A 4,618-nucleotide genomic window follows, 5' to 3' on the forward strand; every position below is an offset into this window, starting at 1 on the left:
TCCTTCACCATCGCAAATGACTCCACATCAAGGATGCGTTCGGACGCACCGGCATAGGCCCCATCGATTTTATTGATCTTTTTGCCGTCTTTAAGAGGGCTGGTAGCGGGAGAGGGACTTGAACCCCCGACCCCAGGATTATGATTCCCGTGCTCTAACCAACTGAGCTACCCCGCCAGGGCGGCGAAAGGCCCGAAATCCGCCTCAAATCGAAAGGCATGTCGGGGGCGTTCGCCAAGGTCGCGCGGATATAAGGTTGGGAGGGTGAGCCTGTCAAGCTTCGAAGCAACCGGCTTGCCGGCTTATCGTCATTATCGAAAAGCTTTGCCGCGCGGACATTTGGTTGCCGCCGCCGGGGTTGAGTTCGAAGGGGCACGTCGCTATGTCTCGGCCACGAGTTTTTAGAGTTTGAAACAGATGAAGCCGCGCATAGCAGTCCTCGGTTGCGGATACTGGGGCAGCAACCACATCCGCACTCTCAAGGCGCTCGGCGCGCTGTACGCGGTCTCCGACACCAACCGGGCCCGCGCAGAAGGCTTCGCCAGCGAGCAGGACTGCCTGGCGATCGAGCCGGACCAGTTGTTCGTGCGTGACGATATCGACGCCATCGTCATGGCGCTGCCGCCGCAATTCCATGCCGACCTTGCCGTGCGTGCCGTGGCGGCCGGCAAGGACGTGCTGGTGGAAAAGCCGATCGCTCTGACTGTGGCGGATGCCGAGCGTGCGGTGCAGGCGGCCAAGGACAATGGCCGCGTCTTCATGGTCGGCCATGTCCTGCGGTTCCACCCTGCCTTCGAGACGCTGAAAGGGCTGATCGACAAGGGCGAGCTCGGCGAAGTCCGCTACATCCACTCGCACCGGCTCGGCCTCGGCAAGTTCCACACAGAGAACGACGCGCTGTGGGACCTGGCGCCGCACGATCTGTCGATGATCCTGGCGATCACCGGCACAGAGCCGATCGAGGTGCGCGGCGAGGGGGCCGCCCTGCTCGACAATCTCAGCGACTTCGCGCATCTGCACATGCGCTTCCCCAACGGCCTGCGCAGCCATCTCTTCACCTCGCGTCTCAATCCCTATCGGGAGCGGCGGCTGACCGTGGTCGGCACCAAGGCGATGGCGGTGTTCGACGATGTCGAGCCATGGGAACGCAAGCTTGCCGTCTACCGCCATGCAGTGTGGCAGGACAGCGGCCAATGGGCCTTCACCACCAATGAGCCATCCTATGTCGCGGTTGCCCAGGGCATGCCGCTGACACGCGAGCTGGAGCATTTCATCCAGTGCATCGAGACGCGTGCCGAGCCGCGCACCAGCGGCGAGGAAGCGATCAGGGTGCTGCGCATCCTGACCGCCGGCACGGTCACCCACACCAAGTCGAATTCCTGAAGCGCGGATTATTTATTCGGCAGGTATCTTATTCGGCAGGTATCTGGGCCGGCCTGGCGGCAAGCCGGGTCAGCATCGCCTCGGCCTCGGCGCCACGCTCCGAACGCTCGATGAAGCCGCCGCCGAACACGCGAGCTTCGTTGCCGTCATCGGAGTAGAGCACGCAGGCCTGGCCCGGCGCGATGCCGGATTCGCCGTCGACCAGTTCCACCCATGTGGCACCGGCACGATGATGCAGCACGGCCGGGCGCGGCGGCCGCGTCGAGCGGACCTTGGCGAACAGCTCCAGCCCGCCTGCAGGGACGTCTGTGAGCGGTCCGTCGCCCAGCCAGTTCATATTGCGCAGATAGATCTTGTGCGTCTCCAGCGCCTCGCGCGGGCCAACCACGACGCGAGCGCGGTCGGCATCGAGGTGGACGACGTAAAGCGGCTCGCCGGAAGCGATGCCGATGCCACGGCGCTGGCCGATCGTGTAGCGCAGGATGCCTTCATGGCGGCCGAGCACGCGGCCGTCGATGTGGACGATGTCGCCCGGATTGGCCGCGGTTGGCTTCAGCTTGGCGATGATGTCGGAATACTTGCCCTGCGGCACGAAGCAGATGTCCTGGCTGTCCTGCTTGGCCGCAACCGCCAGCCCCATCTCCTCGGCGATGGCGCGAACCTGAGGCTTCGAGAGGCCGCCGAGGGGAAAGCGCAGATAATCGATCTGCGCCTGCGTGGTGGCGAACAGGAAATAGCTCTGGTCACGGTCGGCGTCGACCGGCCTGTAGAGCGCGCGGTGGGCGCCATTGGCGCCGGAACGGATGTAGTGGCCGGTGGCCAGCGCGTCGGCGCCGAGCTCCTTGGCGGTGGCTAGCAGGTCGGCGAATTTCACCGTCTGGTTGCAGGAAACGCACGGGATCGGCGTCTCGCCGGCGACATAGCTCTCGGCGAAGGGATCGATGACCGCCTTGCGGAAGCGTTCCTCGTAGTCGAGCACATAATGGGGGATGCCGAGCGTCTCGGAGACACGGCGGGCATCGTCGATGTCCTGCCCGGCGCAGCATGAGCCGGCCCGGTGCGTCGCCGCGCCGTGGTCGTAGAGCTGCAAGGTGACGCCGACGACGTCGTAGCCCTCGCGTTTCAGCAGGCCTGCGACGACAGAGGAATCGACGCCGCCCGACATGGCGACGACGATGCGGGTGTTTTCGGGACGTCCGGGAAGATCGAGACTGTTCATGATGCTTTCGTTCTGCGCGGCGCCTCAATGCCAATGTCGAGAATATAGGTCAAGCTTTACCGGCGCGCCAGCGTGCAGGGCGATTCACCGGTTGCGGCCGATCTTCGCCAAGGGATGCATTTTCCCCGGCAAATCAGCGTTTGCGGGCAGATGTTTCAAATGCCGGCGAAAAGACTAACGCGGCGTTCATGATCCTTACCTAGTCATTAGGGTCTGCTTAGGCAATTTTTAAAGCTGTGGCGGTAACGTGGCGGGGATTGGGTCTTTTAGTTTTTTGTAGAGAGTACGATGACCGATCTGGTTAGACCGAGAGTCAAATATGTTATCGGGCCTGACGGCAGCCCTCTTACGATTGCCGATCTGCCGCCGACCAATACACGTCGCTGGGTTATCCGGCGTAAGGCGGAAGTGGTTGCGGCCGTGCGCGGCGGGCTTTTGAGCCTGGACGAGGCATGCCAACGCTACAAGCTCACCACCGAGGAATTCCTGTCCTGGCAGGCGTCGATCGACGAATATGGCCTTGCCGGGCTGCGCACGACACGCATCCAGCAATACCGGCACTGACCATTGCGAATTTAGACGAAGGGCGCGGCTAACCTCGCGCCCTTCTGTTTTCACCGTTCCCGCTCAGAGCGATAGCACAACCTTGCCGATCGGCTTGGTGGCGAGGAAGGCGTGAGCGGCCCCCGCCTGGTCCAGCGGGAAGCTCTTCGCCACATGGACGGCGAGCTTGTTGGCATCGATCAACCGAGCCAGTTCCACCAGGCCCTCCCTGTCGGGAACGACGGACATACGCTCGACCCGAATGTCTCGCGCGCCGGCCTGGGTCCTGGTGTTGTCGCTGACATCGAGCAATGACACCAAAACGCCGCCACGCCTGAGCACCTTCAGCGAGCGTTCGGCATGGTCGCCGCCCATTGGATCCAGCACCAGATCGATGTCGCGAACCTGATCGGTGAAATCGCCCCTGGTGTAGTCGATGACCTCGTCGGCGCCGAGTTCGCGGACGAAATCGAGCTTGCCCGGGCTGACCGTGGCGACAACGTAGGCGCCGCGCGCCTTGGCGATCTGCACCGCCAGATGACCGACGCCGCCGGCTCCCGCATGCACCAATACGCGCTGATCCGATTTCAGTCGGCCGTGGCGAACAAGCCCTTGCCAGGCGGTGAGGCCGGCCAGCGGCAAGGCGCCTGTCTGGAGGTGGTCCGCGCCCTTCGGCTTCAGTGCGATTTGATCGGCAGGTACGGCAGCCAGCTCGGCATAGGCCGCCGCTTGCTTGGGGAAGCGAGGCATGCCGAACACCTCGTCGCCGATCTTGAGGCCGGTGACGCCGGCGCCGAGTGCTTCGACAGTTCCCGAGATATCCCAACCCAGGATGAAGGGCGGCTCGCCGAGCAAGGGGTAGTAGCCGGCACGGACGGCGCCATCGACCGGATTGATGCCCGCGGCTTTGACGCGAACCAGCACTTCGCCGGCCTCTGGCGTGGGATCCGGCTGATCGGCGATGACAAGGACGTCGGGTCCGCCGACGGAATTCTGGATAACGGCACGCATTGAGGTGTCTCCTGCTCGGTTGCTGCCACTATCATTTGGATAGTAATAGTCCCTTGTCCAGTATGTACCTTCCTGATATATACGCACCTCATGGATAGTGAAGATGATTGCGGTTTCGGCTATGACGCGTTCCGGCGAACGTGCCCTTCGCACACCGTGCTGGAGATGCTGGCCAGCAAATGGGTGTATCTGGTGGTTTGCGCGCTGCGTAAAGGCCGGCTGCGCAATGGCGAGCTTGCCCGGAAGCTCGAGGGCATCACGCCGAAGATGCTGACGCAGACGCTGCGGGTGCTCGAGCGCGACGGCCTGGTGCGGCGCGAGATCTTCCCGGTCATTCCGCCGCGCGTCGAATATGAATTGACCGAGCTCGGCCAGAACCTGGCGGGGCTGCTTACCCAGATCAGGTCATGGGCGGAGCAGCATGCGCCGGATATCAAGGATGCCCGTGCAAGGGCAATTGCC

The 4,618-nt window shown here is 63.2% G+C and carries 5 protein-coding genes and 1 tRNA gene; 3 read left to right on the top strand and 3 right to left on the bottom strand.

Features of this window, described 5'->3' with window-relative positions:
• Window positions 1–100: 100 nt before the first annotated feature.
• Window positions 101–177: transfer RNA gene (locus tag EN750_RS19675), tRNA-Met, on the bottom strand.
• Between the two features lie 240 nt (window positions 178–417).
• On the opposite strand from EN750_RS19675, the gene EN750_RS19680 reads away from it, so the two are divergent.
• On the top strand, window positions 418–1,383 hold the full coding sequence (locus EN750_RS19680) for a Gfo/Idh/MocA family oxidoreductase (RefSeq protein ID WP_127317829.1): 966 nt from the start codon (window positions 418–420) through the stop codon (window positions 1,381–1,383).
• Between the two features lie 28 nt (window positions 1,384–1,411).
• Here EN750_RS19680 and mnmA read toward each other — a convergent pair whose 3' ends face one another.
• A complete protein-coding gene (gene mnmA / locus EN750_RS19685; protein WP_127317831.1) occupies window positions 1,412–2,602 on the bottom strand; it encodes a tRNA 2-thiouridine(34) synthase MnmA in 1,191 nt (396 codons plus the stop codon).
• A 288-nt stretch (window positions 2,603–2,890) separates the two neighbouring features.
• On the opposite strand from mnmA, the gene EN750_RS19690 reads away from it, so the two are divergent.
• Window positions 2,891–3,166 (top strand): DUF1153 domain-containing protein, encoded by a 276-nt coding sequence (locus EN750_RS19690; protein WP_013529904.1) that lies wholly within the window; start codon window positions 2,891–2,893, stop codon window positions 3,164–3,166.
• A gap of 63 nt (window positions 3,167–3,229) precedes the next feature.
• Here EN750_RS19690 and EN750_RS19695 read toward each other — a convergent pair whose 3' ends face one another.
• A complete protein-coding gene (locus EN750_RS19695) occupies window positions 3,230–4,156 on the bottom strand; it encodes an NADP-dependent oxidoreductase (RefSeq protein WP_127397395.1) in 927 nt (308 codons plus the stop codon).
• A gap of 90 nt (window positions 4,157–4,246) precedes the next feature.
• Between EN750_RS19695 and EN750_RS19700 the strand changes: the two genes are divergently transcribed.
• The coding region (locus EN750_RS19700; RefSeq protein ID WP_145967780.1) for a helix-turn-helix domain-containing protein at window positions 4,247–4,618 on the top strand (372 nt) is incomplete at its 3' end.

It is taken from the genome of Mesorhizobium sp. M7A.F.Ca.ET.027.03.2.1, assembly GCF_003999175.1.
Lineage (GTDB): Bacteria > Pseudomonadota > Alphaproteobacteria > Rhizobiales > Rhizobiaceae > Mesorhizobium.